The sequence below is a fragment of the Streptomyces sp. JW3 genome (assembly GCF_052216785.1).
Taxonomy (GTDB): domain Bacteria; phylum Actinomycetota; class Actinomycetes; order Streptomycetales; family Streptomycetaceae; genus Streptomyces.
The window spans coordinates 23,785-38,866 of the sequence record NZ_JBQOUX010000078.1 but is presented as its reverse complement, the minus strand read 5'-3'; the positions used below and the strand labels follow the sequence as shown (position 1 = coordinate 38,866).

The window sequence follows — 15,082 nt, the reverse complement described above, 5'->3', positions numbered from 1 at the left end:
CACCGCACGACGGCGGAGTTCAAGCGGGTAACGGGAAGGTCGTGCCATGACCCGATCCTTTCATGGAATCGAGTCTCCATTCGAAACGGGGCGGTTCACAACGAGGCCCCCTTCGCTCCGGGGCGAGTCTGGGCCAGCTTCTGCGCCGGCAGGATGCCGAGCGAGAAGCCAACATAGATGAGCTCCGCAGGCAGCCCCTCGGCGGCGGCGGCACCGCGCGCGATGATCGTGTCGAACCCGACGCTCTCGGCATAGGCGGCGCCCTCCTCAAGGCTGTCGAACACCTGCCCTTCGTACAGATCTGGAGCGTGGACGGTGTGTCCGGCCCGTCGCAACTGCGCGGCGAAACCACGGATGCCGGCGGTCAGCCCGTGTCCATGGTGGAAGACCAGCACCTCAGCCATGTTGCCCCCCTCGTACTGCGGTGCCCGGGTGGCGCCGCGGCACGAGTATGGACCGCAGCACTGACATCCGCGGGCATCGGCCGGACAGGACCAGCCTGGTGGACCCTGTTCGGTGAGGCGGACGTCCGGGCTTCACCATGTGGCTGAGGGACGGAAACAGAGCACGGGGCAGGAGAGCCCCCCTACGTGAGGAAGCGACCCTCGACAGGGTGCGTCGAGCGATGAATCGATCCACCTGTTGCGCGCAGCCGTCGAGGCGCGGACCGAGGCGGTGAGCAGCTCCCGCGCCCGCGGTCGGGGCTCAACGGCATCGCCCTCGCCTCGGAGCGGGCGCTCCTTCCTTCAGTCGCCCCTTACCGTAAGGGACAGAATGTCGCAGGAGCGACGGGGGAGGGGAGACATCAGCATGCGCAGGGTTCCGCCGGAGATGTTCCGGTTCACCACGGGGGAGACGGCCGACCTGAACGGGGCCGTGCTCGAGGCCTTCGGGGTGGCCGGAGAGCACCTGGAGACCGAGCTCGGGCTCGACGGCGTACGGGAGCGGCTGCGTGCGGTGGGTTGGGTTTCGGACCTCAAGGACGAGGAACTGCACGAGACGCTGAAACGGCTGGTGAAGTGGGAACTCCTTGATGTGGTGCACAACCACGCCCAGAACTACCGCACGGCCGAGGAATACGAGCGGCGCAACCTGCACTACTCGCTGACCCGCCGGGGCGAGGCCGCGCTCGCCGGGGTGCGACACGCGCTGGACGCGCTGGCCTCCACAGGGGCGCTGCAGACCGCGGTGCTGGAGGCGATCGCCGACCGGCTCGACGAGCTGACCGTGCTGTCCGGTGAACCCGCCGCGGCCGACCGGCGGATCTTCAGCACCCTGCGGGAGCTGGAGGGCCATCTGGAGGGCCTGGTGGAGAACACCAAGACTTTCAACGGCCAGTTGCAGAGGCTCCTTCGCGCCGAAGGAGTGGATCTGGACGTGTTCCGTGAGGTGAAGGCCGCCACCGTCGCGTATCTCCAGGAGTTCCTGGTCAACCTCGACCGGCGCGGTGAAGCGGTGGCCGCCGCCGTGGCCCGGGTGGAGGAGCGGGGCATCGCGGTGTTGCGTGAGCGAGCCCTGCGCGGTGCCGAGCTGCCTCCGACACCGGGAGAGGACCCGGTGGCCGGCTGGCTGGAGAGCCGGCGGGCGCGCTGGGCGGGCCTGCGGGCCTGGTTCCTGCCGGACGACGGGACGCGCCCACGGATCGAGCAGCTGCACGACATCGCCCGGCGTGCCATCGTCTCCCTCCTGCAGGTCCTGGAGCGGATCAACGAGTCCCGGCGCCGCTCCTCCAGTGCCGTACAGGACTTCCGGGAGCTGGCACGCTGGTTCGCGGCGGCTCCCGAGGAGGAGGATCTGCACCGGCTGTGGTCGGCCGCCTTCGGCCTCGGCCCCGCGCGTCACGCCCATATCGCCCACCCGGACCCGGAGCTGATCCCCTCGTCCCGCTCCTGGTCCGAGGCACCGCCGGTGGAGGTATCGGCGCTGCTGCGGACCAGCGGACGGACTGAACGCTTCACCCGTACCGCCAAGGTGAGGGACGTAGCGACGGTCAGGGCGGAACGCGCCGAGCGGGCCAGGGCGGAACGGGCGGAGCTGGCGCGCGCCTGGCAGGCGCTGGAGACGGACGGCCCCGTACGGCTCTCCTCCTTCAGTGCCCTCGACCCCGCGGCCTTCGACCGTCTGCTCGAACTGCTGGGCCGGGCGTTGGCCGCTCGGCCGGACGCGGGCGGCCGGCGACGGGCCACGACCGGGGACGGCCGGGTGGAGGTGGCGCTGTCGCCGCCTCCCGACGGGCGCACCGCCGTACTGCGTACCACGCAGGGGGCGATGACAGGTCCGGACTACGTCATCCACGTCACGGCCACAGGCGGGGCGAACGCCTTCCCGGCAGCCCGCGCGGCCACGGGACAGGAGGCCGCAGGATGAGCACCCTCGCCAACCAACTGGCCTCCGCCGAACGGGAGGAGGTCGCCCGCGCCATCCGCCTCCTTCTGGCCCGCCCGCTGCTCACCGAGGCAGCCGACCCGACCGCATTCGACCTGGTGCGGCGCCGCCGCGACCCGCTGGCCCGGTGGTTCGACTACACCTGCGGCTGGAATCTGATCGTGGAACCCCGCCGGGGCTACGCCCGTCTCACCAAGGTCCGCGCCGACCCCGACGGCTCCCGTCCCGCCCGCCGGGCACGATCCGGCCGGGCCCCGTTCGACCGCCGCCGGTACATCCTGCTGTGTGTGACCGCCGCCGAGTTGCTGTCGATGCCGATGACGACCATCGGCATGCTCGCCGACCGCGTCGTCCAGGCGACGGCGGCCGACCGCGCGCTGGCGGGGTTCGACCCGGTCCACCGGCCGGAGCGCATGGCGTTCGTCGACGTCCTGAAGCTGCTGGAGTCGTACGACGTGCTGCGCGCCGTGGACGGCACGACCGAGACGTACGTCGACTCCGCGGAGGCGAAAGTCCTCTACCGGGTGGACAACACACTGCTGATGCGGCTGCCCGCCGCTCCGGTCGGCCCCTCCCGGCTCGCCGTGCCCTCGGAGGAGGTGCCCGCGCGTTTCGATGACCTCCTCGCCGGCCTGGTCAGGGAGCGCCGCTACGGTGGCGCTCCCGCCGACGGGACGGCCGACGACGCCCATGCCGAGACCGCCGCGTCCACGGACGCCCAGCGCAATCTGCGGCTGCGCCACTCGGTGCTGCGCCGCCTCTTCGACGACCCCGTGCTCTACCGGGCCGACCTCACCGGCGACGAACTCGCGTATGTGACCTCACTGACCGGGCGCCAGATTCTGCGCCGCTCGGTCGAACAGGCCGGTTGCCTCCTGGAGGAACGGGCGGAGGGCTTTCTGCTCGTCGATCCGGACGCCATCGCCACCGACGTCCGCTTCCCCGACGACACCTCCACCGCCCGCGTCGCCGCGCTGCTCCTCCTCGCACCACTGTGCGCCACGCCCGCGGGCCTGCTGCCCGAGCAACTGGCCGAGGCGGGAGCGGAGCTGCTACGCCGCTTCCCGGGCTGGGCCAAGGCGTACCAGTCGGAGGAAGGCCCGGCCCGCCTTGCCGACGACGCCATACGCATCCTGCTCGACGTCGGCCTGGCAGGCAGGACCCGGAACCGCGTCGTCGCGCGACCGGCCGCGTACCGCTACCACCTGACGGAGACCACCGGCCCGGCCCCGAAGAACGATCCGGCAAGCGCAACCACCGTCGGTGGCGGAGAAGGAGACACGCAGTGAGCGTCACGGAACTTCCCCTCCAGCGACGGCCCGATGAGAGAACCGAGCCGTCACGCGTTCAGGAGGCGGACGCCGTCCACGGACGCTGGCAGCCCCACCGCGCGGGCATCCTCAACGTCTGGCGCTACTACGACGAGACCTTCACCTTCCACCAGGGGCGTCTGCTGCTGCGCGGTCAGAACGGCACTGGCAAGTCCAAGGCCCTGGAACTGCTGCTCCCCTTCCTCTTCGACGCCAGCCTCCGCCCCAACCGCCTCTCCACGTTCGGCGGTTCGGAGCGCACGATGCACTGGAACCTGCTCGGCCAGGGAGCGTCAGGCAAGACCCGCGTCGGATACGTGTGGATGGAGTTCCGCCGGGTCGGAGACGACGGCACCGAGTACTGGTTCGGCTGCGGGGCCCGCCTGCACGCGAGCGTGCACACCACCACGGCGCACGCCGACTACTTCACCACCACCGCCCGGATCGCCCACCCCGACGGCGTCCACCTTGTCAACGACACCGGTCAGCCCCTGACCAAGGCGGCCCTCGCCGAAGCCCTGCGCGATCACGGCGAGGTGCACCCGTCGGCGACCGACTACCGCACCACTGTGCGGCGCGAACTCTTCGCCGGCATGGGGGAGCAACGGTACGAGTCCCTTCTCTCCGCCCTGCTCCAGCTCCGGCAGCCCAAGCTGTCCGAACGGCTCGACCCCTCCCTGCTGTCCACCCTCCTGTCCCGCGCGCTGCCCCCGCTCGGTGAAGGAGAGATCACCGAGCTCGCCGAGGGCTTCGAGCGCCTGGACCGGCAGCGGGAGCACCTCGACCGGCTCGACACCGAGGTGACGGCGGCCGCGAACGTCGCGTCCAGGCAGCGCGACTACGCCCGCCGGGTCCTGCGGGCCGGCGCGGCCGCGCTGATCTCCGCGACCACCGAGATGGACGACCTCACCCGGGACGCCCGCGTCAGCGCCGAGGAGTACGAGAAGGCGTGCGAGGAGCGCGCCTCGACCCTGGCCCTGCGCGAGGAACTGGAACGGCGAGCACACGCCCTGGACGAGAGGGTCGAAGGGCTCCGGGAGAGCGACGCCTACCAGAAGGGGGAGGAGCTCGACCGGCTCCGCCGCGGAACCGAGGAACAGGTCGCGACCGCTGGGGAGCTGCGTACCACCGCCCGGTCCGCCGAGGCCGATGCGGAGGAGGACCGGAAGCACGCCGACGAGCTCGCGGGACACGCCCGCACACGCGCCGAGCACGCCCGGGAGACCGCCGACGAGGCACACCGCTCGGCCCGGGCCGCGGGCATGGAGTCCATTCACCACGAGGTGAAGACGATCCTGGAGGCGGAACGGGAGGCGACGCCCCTCGACGACGGGACGGCGAACGCCCCGGCCAGGACGGGGAGCGGGCGGTCCGGCGCTGCCGACGCCGCCCGCCGGCTGCTCCGGGGCGCGGTCGCCGCCCGCCGGGAGCAGATCGCCGACCTCACCGACGCGATCGACGCGCACGACCGGGCGGTACGAGACCGGGGCACCGCCGAAGGCCTGCTGGACGAGGCCCGCACCCGGCTCGCGGACGCGATTGCCCACCGCGACGCGACCGCCGCCGCCTGGGACGAAGCCCTCGCCGCCCAGGCGGAACGGCTGCTCGTCTGGGCCCGGGACTGCACGGAGCTGCGCATCCCCGACCTGGATGAACTGGCCGCCAGGGCGGCGGTCGAGGCAGACGTGCGCGAGCTGGTCGAAACGTACGCACGACCGCTGGACCAGGAGATCACCACGGAGCGGGCGTCAGTCCGCACCGCGCGACAGGGGTTGGAGCAGGAACGGGACCTCCTGGACACACGCAGGCGCAAGCTCAGTGGCGAGACCGATCTCCCGCCTGCCGCTCCGCCCACCCGCACCACCGTCCGTACGGCCGCGGCGGGCGCGCCGCTGTGGCGGCTGGTCGCCTTCCACGAGGACGTCCCGCTTCCTGTACAGGCCGCGGTGGAAGCGGCACTGGAGGCGTCGGGTCTCCTGGACGCCTGGGTCAGCGCATCCGAAGGGCTCACCCTCCCCGGGCACGACACCCGCGCAGAGGCCGACCTCGCCACGACCGCCCCCGGCCCCAGCCTGCTGCACGTGCTGAGGCCCGAGGAGGACATCCCCGTACCGGCCGACACGGTGAGCCGCATCCTCGCCGGTATCGCGTACGGCACCACTCTGCCCGGCGGGCACCCCGCGGCCGTCTCCTCCGACGGCGCCTGGCGCCTCGCGCCGGCCACCGGCACTTGGAGCAAGCCGGAGCCCGCCCACATCGGCGCCCTCGCCCGGCAGCGGGCCAAGCAGCGTGAGATCGCCGAACTGACCGAGCTGATCGCCGAGAAGGACGCCTCCCTGACCACCCTTGCCGTCGGGCTGCGGCAACTTGACGCCCGCGCCGCCCGGCTTGCGGCCGACCGCACCGCCCGGCCCGACCACCGGGAACTCGACGCCCGCCGGCGAAACTGGGACCGGGCCGAGGAGAAGGTGGCCGCCCGGGACGACGCCGTGCGCGACGCGACCGAGCATCTGGCCGCACGCGAGGGTGACGTGGCCGGCATGCTGCGCACGCTGAGCCGCCGTGCCGCCGAACACGGACTGCCCACCGACCGCGACCGGCTGCGGGAACTCGCCCGCAGCGTCGAGCGGTTCCGCGACCTCACCGACACCTGGACGGACGCCCGTATCGACGCGACCGCCGCCGCCGAAAGGGCCAGGGAGACGGCCGTGCAAGCGGGCCGGTCACACCGTCTCGCCGAGAAGCAGGCCGCCGACGCGGCCGCCGCCGAGGCGAAGGCGGCCGGCATGACGGCACGCCTGAAGGCGGTGGAGGAGACGGTCGGCGCGGACTACCGGCAGATCGTCGCGCGCGTCGCGGAGACCCGCGCCGAACGCGACCGCTGCCGCGAGGAAGCCCGCCGGTCGGCCGAGCTCCTCATGGGCCTGGAAGGCCGGATCGGAGAGCTGAGGGCCACCAGCGGCCAGGACGCCGAACGGCGGGAGAAGAGCGTCGAGGTCCGCGACGGCGCGGCGCAGCGGTTCCGGCACCTGTGCCTGGCCGGTCTGGCCGAGGACGCGGGCCTCACCCCCGAACCCGACGCAGGCGACGGCACCAAGGCCACGCTGGAAGCCGCCCGTGCCATGGCGGCACGGTGGCCCCGCATCCCGCACGCCCCACGCCATCTCGGTGACGCGGCCACTCGCCTTTCCGAGGTCGTCCACGAGGCCCGCCGGCACCTCGGCGTCCGTGCCGACCTGGAGTTGGAGCCCGACGACGACGTCCAGCTCTTCACCGCCACCCTGGAGGGCGTTCGCGTTGGGGCGACCGGCCTGCTCACCACGCTCACCCAGGAGCGTGACCGTAGCCGCGACGACATCAGCACCGCCGAACGGCGCCTCTTCGACCAGATCCTCACCGGTGACATCCGCCGCCACCTCGCCGCCCGCATCCGCCGGGCCGGTGAACTCGTCGCGCATATGAACGGGCACCTGGAGCGGGTCCGTACCGCTTCCAACGTCGCCGTCCAGCTCGTCTGGGACGTCCGCCCGGACCTCCCTGACAGCACCCGCACCGCCCGCCAGTTGCTCCTGAAGGACCCCGGCCGGGTCACGGAGTCCGACCGGGAGGCCCTGCACGCCTTCTTCCGTGCCCGCATCGAAGAGGCCAAGGGCAGCGATACGGCCGCGAGCTGGGAGGAACACCTCGGCGAGGTGCTCGATTACACCGCCTGGCACAGTTTCACTGTCCGTCTCGACCGGGCGGACGGAAACGGCTGGCAGCCGCTGACGAAACGGCTGCACGGTGCTCTCTCCGGAGGGGAGAAGGCCATCGCCCTGCACCTGCCGCTGTTCGCCGCCGTCGCCGCTCACTACGAGGACGTACCCCTGGCGCCCCGCCCGATCCTGCTCGACGAGGTCTTCGTCGGCGTCGACACCGTAAACCGAGGACAGGTCTTCGCCCTGCTGGCCGCACTCGACTTGGACCTCATGATCACCTCCGACCACGAGTGGGGGAACTACAGGGAGCTGCCCGGCATCGCCGTCCACCAACTTCTCACCGACGGGGACGACGCCGTCACCAGCGCGCGCTTCGTCTGGAACGGCACCGGAATGGAGGAAGGATGACCCCGCGAGACCATCCTGTGCCTGGCGGGACGACCCCTCGGAAGCACCTCGCGTCGGGCGACGCGACGCTCCACCGGCCCGAACTTGATTTCCTCTGGCAGACAGTCCACGGCCGTCTCTCCTCCGGCCGCCCCGTCACACGCGTACGCCTCGGACCGCTGGACGAGACCCAGCGCGAAGCCCTCGCAGACCTCCTCGGCCTGGACCGTCTGCCGGACCCCCGACCCTCCGTCGCCCTGGCCCGCCTGGAGGAGGCCGTCACCGAGCTCTCCGGCCGCACGGTACGAGAAGTCGTCGCCGAACTCATCGGCCCACTTGGCGACAGAGCCGGTGAACGCCGCCGCCACGAGGACGAACGTGCCGGTCTGTGGACCTGGCTGGCCGGTCACGACACGGTACGGGCGCAGCCGGTGCTCGCCGACTGGGCTGCGTCCTGTCGAGCCACAGGCCTGGTCGGTGGCTCGGCGGAACGTACTCGTTCGCTGCTCACCGACGCGCTCAAGGTGCTCGCCGAACTCCCTGGCCAGGCCGAACCCCTGCCCGTTTTCGCCGCCCGAGTCCTGAACGGCCACGCGCACGCTCTCGACGACGGCACACCTCTCTCCACCCTCGTCATGCGTGCTCTGGCGACTCTCTACGACATTGCTCCACCGCAGTCCGCAGCGGAACGACGCGCCCTGTGGTCCCGTGCCGGCGTCGCCGACGACGAGTTGTCCGCCACCGTCGTCGCCGGCGGATTGCGCCCCGCCGGCGACGGCCTGCTCGCCCGGGTGGCCCGTCTGTGCACCGAGGCCGGTCAGGCCGCCAGCCTGACCCTTGCGCAGGTCCGGAACCCGGGCGATCTCACCCTGCCCGCCGCCCTTGCCCCGTATGTCGTCCACGTGGTGGAGAACCCCAGCATCCTGGCCCTCGCCCTTCGCCGCTTCGGCCCCGACTGCCCGCCACTCGTCTGCACCTCCGGCTGGCCCAACAGTGCCGCGATCCAGCTCCTGCGCCTGCTCGCCGATGGGGGCGCGAACCTCCGTTACCACGGTGACTTCGACGGCGAGGGTATCCGCATCGCCGCATACGTCCTGGACAAGGTGCGGGCGCACCCCTGGCGGATGACGGCAGCGGACTACCGGGCCGCGGTCGCCCGCAACGCGCGGGGTCCTCACCCGGGGCGCATTACCGAGGCGCCATGGGATGCCGAGCTGGCCGAAGTGATGGCGGAGCACGGCACTGCCATGGTCGAGGAGCTGGTGGCCGATGTGCTGTTGGAAGATCTCGCTGCTCTGGTGGGGTCGGAGTGCTCATCTGGCCGTTTGTGACGTCCCAGACGACCGAAGAGGCGCTCGGAACGGCCGCGTACTCGCTCTGAACTGCAACTACGCTTGCTCGCGCTTCACGCGTCATCCTCTCGATGGTGTCCTGCGCGGAGGGTGCGACCGAGTAGCGTGACGGTTGCCTTAACGGAGGTTGGCGGACACCAACATCTCTAATGTCAACCGCAAGGTACGGCTGAGCTTCCTGGGTTGACCAAGGGGTCCGCCCAGGTCCGGCCGCCATTTACGCGCACCTTGCGGCGTGGTACGGACCTGGTAGTGATCGAACGTCCCTGTGATGAATGCGGCAAGTGCCTGCTCGGCGTGCGGCGGCCGTCCGCCGACGACACCCCGCTCTCGGTGGCGGCGATTCGGGTCAGCGAGGACCCGACGGCGCAGAACCCGGTCGACGACTTCGCCGACCTGCTGTCGAAGGAGGCCAGCCGCGAGGTCGAGATCACCGAGGTCCCCGACTACATGGGCGTGGTCGAGTCGATTCGCGGCGGCCACACCGGCATCGGCGTGATGAGCAGTTTCCCGACCACTCTCGCCCTCAAAACCGGCGGGGCGGATCCGCTCGTCGCCCGGCTGGGAAACAGCACTCCTATCTTCACCCGCGTCGTGCCGGCGAACTCACCTGTGAAGAAGCTCGACGACCTGTGCGGCAAGACCCTCTCGTTCGTCGACTCAGCATCCAGCTCGGGCTGTCCACGCAGTCCCCGATCGATCACATTGAGGGCAGCGGTCCCGAGGCGCAGACGCGTTCGGTGAAGGCCCAGGACCCGAACTGCACTCCGTTATCCGAGTTGGTGGTCCGCGAGGCGCTCGCCAAACGGTTGCAGCGCCTGCGTAAGGACGCCGGCCTCACCGGAAGGACTTTCCGCCCGGTGCGGCCGGCGCGCGGCGAAGACCCCCGCGTCCAGATGGGCGATGCCCCGCCCTCGGACACCGACATTCGTACCTGGTGCGCGGCGTGTGGCGCCGACGATGTCCTGCTGCGCGCCTGCCACGGCGCCGACGCCGGCGGACAGGTGGGGAGTGAGGAGAACGGACTTCCGGCATGGTCGTGTGGTGCGAGTTCGCTCGGTACGGTGGGCCGTCAGGCTGATGAGGCGAATGCGGAGGGCCGTGACCTGTGAACGCGCAAGACGTACGGCGGACGGCTGGCGGTGGCTGACTGAGTGGCTACGGGTGCACGCCCCTACCTCGTACGCCTCCCTGCTGCCGCGCCTGCCACGGCGGACGAGATCACGGCGGCGCAGAGCCGCCTGAGGGAGCGCTGCGACTTCCCCTTCCCGCCCGACCTTCTGGCCGTGTGGGCGGAGGCCGGCGGGGTGCGTCAGCTCGACCTCGACGAGCTGGACGAGGAGGGCGAGGTGGCGACCGGACGGTTCCTGCCCCATGGGCTGCTGCTTACGCCCGCCCAGTCGATCAAGCCGCGCCTCGCCGGGTTCGATTCCCAGGGCAAGGACTACTGGGAGGGCACGAAGTGGGTGGCACCCTTCGGCAACTACGCCGAGGCAACCGACGCCGGTCTGTATCTGTCGGCGGCCGGTCTGGGCGAGTGGACCAGCTATGAGGGCATGTACATGAACGGACCGTCCTATCCGACGCTGGCCGCCTATCTCGAAACCGTCCGCCGGACGCTCATGGAGGGCCCGGCCGACCGGATGGGCTCGCAGGTGCCCGGCATCGTGCACGGGTGCCTCATCTGGCAGGACCCGGAGCTGCCGAGGCTGGACGAGACGCACGCCGACTGGCAACCGGTGCACTGAGCGGGACGGGGCCCGCCCCGAGGGATCGGGACGGGCCGCGCCGGCGTCACCGCGGAGTGACTACGGCTTTGCCATGGTGCAGACCAGGACGGCCTTCGAGGTGTCGCACCCCTTGAACCAGGCCGATGTGCGGGCACTGAAGGGATGTGACCGGTTGACCGGTGTCAGGTCACTTCGAGTCGACCCTTCCCAGTGGTTCACCGGCCGCGGTCAGGGCGTGGCGGGCGGTGGGCCATGCGTCGTCGACGCCCGTCGCGGTCCGCAGGTACGCCAGGGTGGCGCGCTGGACGAGGGCGACGCGCTCGGGGCTCTCGTCGGTGGTGCGCGTGTCGTGGGCGCCCTGGATGCCGCCGAGGCCGTGTTCCGCGCCGAAGAGGGTCAGCAGGTCGGTGGCGCCCGGGCTCAGGCGGTATCCGTCGGTGAACCAGTCCGGGCCGCGCACCGTCAGCGGGGACTGGTCCCGGTCACCGGCGACCACCAGGCTCGGTGTCTTGAGTTCGGCGAAGTCCGGGCTCATGAACGGGAAGTACTGGGCGGCGAGCGGGCTCAGGTCGGTGCCGCCGGTGCCCGGCAGGCAGAGCAGCACGGCCGCCCTGACGCGGGGATCGGTCATGCTCTCACCGGGGGTGCCGTCGGCGTCGAGGACCCGGGCGCCCACGAGGGTGCTGGCGGTCTGCGCGCCCCACGAGTGCCCGGCGACCGCGACGCGGTCGTGGTCGACGCGACCGGCCAGCCCCGGCACCTGGGCGTCGATGGTGCCGAGGTGGTCCAGGATGCCGGTCAGGTCGGCGGTCCTGATCCGCCAGATGCGCGCGGTGCGCGGGTCGTCGGGCGGCAGGCCCAGCGAGTCGAGGTGGGTGGGCTGCACGACGACGAACCCGTGCGCGGCCCAGAAGTCGGCCAGCGGCGCGTAGTCGTCCATGGTCAGCGTCGCGCCGTGCGAGAAGAGGACGACGGGCAGGTCGCGTCCGGTCGTCGGCGCCGTGACCCGTACGTGCAGGTCCTGGCCCCGGCCGGGGGCGGGGAGTGCGACCGGCCGGACGGTGACGGTCGCGGTGGTGGGGGTGGCGAGGGTGTCCGTGGTGGTGCCGAGCATGAGATGAAGACCCTTCTGGGCAGGCGTCGGAGACCGTAAGGCGCGATGAGCTGCCATACTGGCAATACGGAGCGCCGCTCCGGATGAGTCCCACAATACGGAGCGCTGCTCCGCTTCGCAAGCAGGGGTGTCCTCGATGTCCACGGACGAAACGTCGTCGTCTTCCACCGGCCGACGCAAACGATCCGATGTCCGCCGCAACGAGCAGGTGCTCCTGGACGCCGCCGCGGCCGTCTTCGTCCGTACGGGGGTGGATGCCCCCGTGCGCGAGATCGCCGCCGAGTCCGGCCTCGGCATGGGCACCATCTACCGCCACTTCCCCACCCGGGCGGATCTGGTGGTCGCGGTCTTCCGGCACCAGCTCGGCGCGCTCGCCGCCGCCGCGCACACTCCCCCTGCCGCCGACACGCCGTACGAGGCGTTGCGGCTGTGGGTGCACCAGTTCGCGGACTTCCTGGTGACCAAGCACGGCCTGGCCGAGGCGATGCGCTCGGACCAGTCCGGGTTCGAGAGCCTGCACAGCGAGTTCGTCGAGCGTCTGCTGCCCGTGCTGGAACACTTGCTCACGGCGTCGGCGGCCGCCGGTCACACCCGCGCGGACGTACGCGCCTACGACCTCATGCTCGCCATCGGCAACCTGTGCATCGGGGTCGGCACCTTCCCCGACTACCGGGCCCGCCACATGATCGACGTGCTGCTCGCGGGCCTCGCGCGGGCCTAGTACTACAGCCGGTGGTTTCACGGTGAGTGAGTAGCAAGTAGGCGATCTCTCCGACGAGTCGACCGGTACGCCCTTGACCTCAAGTCCGGTTGAGTTCCTACGGTCGATCTCATCGAACCGACTCAGACAACGGCAGGGATTCCGGCCATGGAGTACTCGCACAGCGACACCGACCTGATCAAGCAGCCCATCGGCTACTGGAGTTGGGCGGCCTATAGGGCCGTCATCGCCCGCACCCGGGCCGCCCTCGCCGGGATCGGCACCACCCAACCGCAGTGGTGGGCCCTCGCGCAGGTGGCAGGCGCCGACACTGTCAGGACCCGTGACGAAGTGTCCTGCCTCCTTCGGAACTACCTCGACGTCGGCCCGAAAACCATGGAGTCGGAGATCGATACGATCATCGCCCAGGACTGGATCACCGAGGATGCCGAGGGACGCCTGGGCATCACGGCTGAGGGCAGGGCGTTCTACGACAAGGCCGCGGCCCTTCAGGACGAGCTCTGGGCGGAACGGCACGCGGGTATCTCCGACGAGGAGTACCTGACCACCCTCAAGGTGTTGCAGCGGTTCATCCACAACACGGGCGGGCGAGCTTGGCACCACTAGTGTTACGGCCGGTGGTTTCACGGTGAGTGAGCGCGGGTGGTTCGGGAGCGGTAATGGCTGGTCCGGGCCCGGGTCTGGTGGCGGGTGCGCCAGCGGTGCCAGTGCAGGGCGAGCCAGGTCCGGGCGGTGCGGGCGGGGGCGAGGACGATCCGGTCGTACAGGCGGCGGATCTCGTTCACGGTCGGGGGTCGGGAGTCATCGGTGGGGCGGGTATGAGCCGGCTCCGGACGGTGACCAGGAAGGCCATGGCGAGCATGCATACGGTGGTGTGCCGGTACCACGAGCACCATTTGCGGACCTCGTGCTCGTCCAGCCCCACCTGTCCCTTGGCGACCTGGAACGACTCCTCCACCATCCAGCGCTGTCCGGCGGCGGCCACCAGCTCGGCCACGGTGGCGCCGGGGTGGGTGTGGCACAGGAAGTAGGCGATCCCGCAGACGAGTTCGCCGGTCTTCTTGTCCTTCTTGTTCGGCACGGTTGAGCGGCGGATCAGCAGGTGACGCTCCGATCTGGCAGGTCTCGGTGCGGCCCGCAGTGCCGGAGTACTGCCGTTGCACCCCGGCCGACCTGGTGCCCTTCTTCAGGAACCCGGTGTCGTCGCCGATCAGCACCGCGTCCTTGTCGCCGATGCTGTCTACGACGAAGTTCCGCACGTCATCGCGAACCCCATCGGCGTCCCAGTCCGCCTCGCCCAGTAGCCGCTGCATCCCGATCGGGTGCGTCTCGCCCGCCCGTTCCGCCAGGGATCAGCCGTTCTTGCGTTCCAGGGGCGTGACCAGCCCGGCTATGTACTCCAGCGCCCGGCCGCGCGGCTCGGATCGGCAGAACCGCAACTGTGATTGCAGTACTAGGGGGCGGGGCGCCGCTTTCGGGGCGGGGCTACTGTGAGATCCGCCCCGCGTCGTCGTAGGTCCCGCTTCGGAAAGTGCGTGCGTCAGGACAGTGACCGGTGCGCGCTCTTCAGAGCGTCCCGGAAGCGGTCGACGTCGGCGGGCTCCAGTTCCTGGACCATGCGTTCCTCCAGTTGCCGGGCCGGCTCGGCGTGGTCGGCGAGCAGGCGGCGGCCGGGGGCGGCGAGGCGGATGACCTTCTCCCGCCGGTTGTGCGGGTGCGGCTCGTGCCGGACGAGGTTGCGGCTCTCCAGCGCGCGGACCATGTCGGCCATCGACTGGGCGGTGACGAAGGAGTCCCGGGCCAACTGAGCGGCGGACGCGCCGTCGTGCCGCTCCAGCACGGTCAGCGCGGTGTACTGGAGAGCGGTGACCCCGGCGGGCTTGAGGAGTTCCTCCAGTCGCGCTCGGACGACGAGTTCCGCCCGCTTGAGCAGGTAGAGCAGGGAAGGACCCGCCGCCACCCCGTGTGCCGCCACGGGTCGTGCCGTCTCCGTCATGCCGTGCCTCCGCTGGCAGCAGTTCCGCCTGTCACAGCGACCCACCCTAAGTAATTGACAGGAATCCTGTTGTTTATGGCGGGGTTTATAGCGGGTGACAGCCACCGGGCGGAGCCGCCGTCGTCGTCGACGACGTGGACGGGAGGTGGTCGGCGCGATCACTTCGGCCGTCGGCAAGGCGGTCGGCGTGGTGGCCGCCGTGGGTGACAGTGAGACCGCCGAGTTGCTGACCGGCCTGCGGGAGTTCGGGCGGCTGGACGTCCTGGTCATCAACCCCGGCATCCTGCCTGACCGGGTGTTGGGAGCGGTTGGTGGCGAACGGTCGCAGGGCGCACCTTGTGGGCCATAGAGTTGCCGCGTTGAACATGTGGGGGAAATGGGGGGAATCC

General features: G+C 70.8%; 14 protein-coding genes and 2 pseudogenes. 10 read left to right on the top strand and 6 right to left on the bottom strand.

The features are described 5' to 3' along the window. Window positions 1–95 precede the first annotated feature (95 nt). The gene (locus tag ACTT8P_RS26960; RefSeq protein WP_442834350.1) at window positions 96–404 is read right to left on the bottom strand and encodes a hypothetical protein; all 309 of its coding nucleotides are present in this window, start codon (window positions 402–404) and stop codon (window positions 96–98) included. Between the two features lie 406 nt (window positions 405–810). Between ACTT8P_RS26960 and ACTT8P_RS26955 the strand changes: the two genes are divergently transcribed. The 7 genes and pseudogenes from ACTT8P_RS26955 to ACTT8P_RS26925 all read left to right on the top strand — a co-directional run bounded on the left by ACTT8P_RS26955 (window position 811) and on the right by ACTT8P_RS26925 (window position 10,880). After that, window positions 811–2,367, top strand: coding sequence for a TIGR02677 family protein (locus tag ACTT8P_RS26955; RefSeq protein ID WP_442834349.1), 1,557 nt, complete (start codon window positions 811–813; stop codon window positions 2,365–2,367). Then, window positions 2,364–3,674: a TIGR02678 family protein gene (locus ACTT8P_RS26950; protein ID WP_442834348.1), complete on the top strand. Its 1,311-nt coding sequence runs from the start codon at window positions 2,364–2,366 to the stop codon at window positions 3,672–3,674. Before ACTT8P_RS26955 ends, ACTT8P_RS26950 begins: the two co-directional genes overlap by 4 nt. Then, window positions 3,671–7,801: a TIGR02680 family protein gene (locus ACTT8P_RS26945; RefSeq protein WP_442834347.1), complete on the top strand. Its 4,131-nt coding sequence runs from the start codon at window positions 3,671–3,673 to the stop codon at window positions 7,799–7,801. The genes ACTT8P_RS26950 and ACTT8P_RS26945 overlap by 4 nt, the downstream gene beginning before the upstream one ends. Next, window positions 7,798–9,111 (top strand): TIGR02679 family protein, encoded by a 1,314-nt coding sequence (locus tag ACTT8P_RS26940; protein WP_442834346.1) that lies wholly within the window; start codon window positions 7,798–7,800, stop codon window positions 9,109–9,111. The genes ACTT8P_RS26945 and ACTT8P_RS26940 overlap by 4 nt, the downstream gene beginning before the upstream one ends. 273 nt (window positions 9,112–9,384) lie before the next feature. Continuing rightward, window positions 9,385–9,876 (top strand): phosphate/phosphite/phosphonate ABC transporter substrate-binding protein, encoded by a 492-nt coding sequence (locus ACTT8P_RS26935; protein ID WP_442834345.1) that lies wholly within the window; start codon window positions 9,385–9,387, stop codon window positions 9,874–9,876. A gap of 35 nt (window positions 9,877–9,911) precedes the next feature. Continuing rightward, window positions 9,912–10,094, top strand: a pseudogene (locus ACTT8P_RS26930) (helix-turn-helix domain-containing protein); the annotation flags it as partial. Between the two features lie 192 nt (window positions 10,095–10,286). After that, window positions 10,287–10,880, top strand: coding sequence for a hypothetical protein (locus tag ACTT8P_RS26925; RefSeq protein ID WP_442834344.1), 594 nt, complete (start codon window positions 10,287–10,289; stop codon window positions 10,878–10,880). Between the two features lie 169 nt (window positions 10,881–11,049). Here the strand turns inward: ACTT8P_RS26925 and ACTT8P_RS26920 are convergent, their stop codons facing one another. Continuing rightward, window positions 11,050–11,976, bottom strand: coding sequence for an alpha/beta hydrolase family protein (locus tag ACTT8P_RS26920; RefSeq protein ID WP_442834343.1), 927 nt, complete (start codon window positions 11,974–11,976; stop codon window positions 11,050–11,052). A gap of 136 nt (window positions 11,977–12,112) precedes the next feature. Between ACTT8P_RS26920 and ACTT8P_RS26915 the strand changes: the two genes are divergently transcribed. Both ACTT8P_RS26915 and ACTT8P_RS26910 read left to right on the top strand, forming a co-directional pair. Beyond that, window positions 12,113–12,697, top strand: coding sequence for a TetR/AcrR family transcriptional regulator (locus tag ACTT8P_RS26915; RefSeq protein WP_442834342.1), 585 nt, complete (start codon window positions 12,113–12,115; stop codon window positions 12,695–12,697). Window positions 12,698–12,844: 147 nt separating this feature from the next. After that, window positions 12,845–13,303 (top strand): MarR family winged helix-turn-helix transcriptional regulator, encoded by a 459-nt coding sequence (locus ACTT8P_RS26910; protein ID WP_442834341.1) that lies wholly within the window; start codon window positions 12,845–12,847, stop codon window positions 13,301–13,303. Between the two features lie 17 nt (window positions 13,304–13,320). Here the strand turns inward: ACTT8P_RS26910 and ACTT8P_RS26905 are convergent, their stop codons facing one another. The 4 genes and pseudogenes from ACTT8P_RS26905 to ACTT8P_RS26890 form a co-directional block, all read right to left on the bottom strand. After that, window positions 13,321–13,482 carry a hypothetical protein gene (locus ACTT8P_RS26905; protein WP_442834340.1) on the bottom strand — a complete coding sequence of 54 codons (162 nt, stop codon included), beginning with the start codon at window positions 13,480–13,482 and terminating at the stop codon, window positions 13,321–13,323. Beyond that, window positions 13,479–13,778 carry a hypothetical protein gene (locus tag ACTT8P_RS26900; RefSeq protein WP_442834339.1) on the bottom strand — a complete coding sequence of 100 codons (300 nt, stop codon included), beginning with the start codon at window positions 13,776–13,778 and terminating at the stop codon, window positions 13,479–13,481. Before ACTT8P_RS26900 ends, ACTT8P_RS26905 begins: the two co-directional genes overlap by 4 nt. A gap of 28 nt (window positions 13,779–13,806) precedes the next feature. Then, a pseudogene (locus ACTT8P_RS26895) lies at window positions 13,807–14,148 on the bottom strand (transposase); the annotation flags it as partial. An 89-nt stretch (window positions 14,149–14,237) separates the two neighbouring features. Beyond that, complete coding sequence (locus tag ACTT8P_RS26890) at window positions 14,238–14,693, bottom strand: MarR family winged helix-turn-helix transcriptional regulator (RefSeq protein ID WP_442834338.1); 456 nt, start codon at window positions 14,691–14,693, stop codon at window positions 14,238–14,240. Between the two features lie 145 nt (window positions 14,694–14,838). Here ACTT8P_RS26890 and ACTT8P_RS26885 point away from each other — a divergent pair, with 145 nt between their 5' ends. Beyond that, a complete protein-coding gene (locus tag ACTT8P_RS26885; RefSeq protein ID WP_442834337.1) occupies window positions 14,839–15,042 on the top strand; it encodes a hypothetical protein in 204 nt (67 codons plus the stop codon). Window positions 15,043–15,082 lie beyond the last annotated feature (40 nt).

Bases quoted from the DNA above. Each gene is read 5' to 3' on its own strand.
- ACTT8P_RS26920 (WP_442834343.1), bottom strand. From the start codon at position 11,976: ATGCTCGGCACCACCACGGACACCCTCGCCACCCCCACCACCGCGACC.
- ACTT8P_RS26955 (WP_442834349.1), top strand. From the start codon at position 811: ATGCGCAGGGTTCCGCCGGAGATGTTCCGGTTCACCACGGGGGAGACG.
- ACTT8P_RS26915 (WP_442834342.1), top strand. From the start codon at position 12,113: ATGTCCACGGACGAAACGTCGTCGTCTTCCACCGGCCGACGCAAACGA.
- ACTT8P_RS26890 (WP_442834338.1), bottom strand. From the start codon at position 14,693: ATGACGGAGACGGCACGACCCGTGGCGGCACACGGGGTGGCGGCGGGT.
- ACTT8P_RS26940 (WP_442834346.1), top strand. From the start codon at position 7,798: ATGACCCCGCGAGACCATCCTGTGCCTGGCGGGACGACCCCTCGGAAG.
- ACTT8P_RS26950 (WP_442834348.1), top strand. From the start codon at position 2,364: ATGAGCACCCTCGCCAACCAACTGGCCTCCGCCGAACGGGAGGAGGTC.
- ACTT8P_RS26960 (WP_442834350.1), bottom strand. From the start codon at position 404: ATGGCTGAGGTGCTGGTCTTCCACCATGGACACGGGCTGACCGCCGGC.
- ACTT8P_RS26910 (WP_442834341.1), top strand. From the start codon at position 12,845: ATGGAGTACTCGCACAGCGACACCGACCTGATCAAGCAGCCCATCGGC.